Below are 280 nucleotides of genomic sequence, written 5' to 3'. Positions count from 1 at the left end.
AGGTCCGACAGGGATCACTGGTCCGTCAGGAGGACCTCCTGGTCCGACGGGGCCAACTGGTGCGACAGGTCCGGGCGGTGGACCGAGTGGAAGTACAGGAGCAACAGGAGCAACGGGAAATACTGGGGCTACAGGAAGTACGGGGGTAACAGGAGCGACGGGAAGTACAGGTCCGACTGGAAGCACGGGAGCACAGGGCTTGCAAGGAATACAAGGGATTCAAGGGCCAATTGGGCCAACCGGTCCAGAAGGTCCGCAGGGTATTCAAGGGATTCCTGGT

Annotated in this window: 1 pseudogene; it reads left to right on the top strand. The window is 60.4% G+C overall.

The window, feature by feature from the left end:
- Positions 1-280 (top strand): annotated as a pseudogene (locus MR083_RS27175) (collagen-like protein); the annotation flags it as partial.

The organism is Bacillus cereus group sp. BfR-BA-01408, from assembly GCF_022663305.1.
GTDB lineage: Bacteria > Bacillota > Bacilli > Bacillales > Bacillaceae_G > Bacillus_A > Bacillus_A pacificus.
The sequence above is the reverse complement of the archived record's forward strand: the minus strand, read 5'-3'. Positions and strand labels throughout refer to the sequence as shown.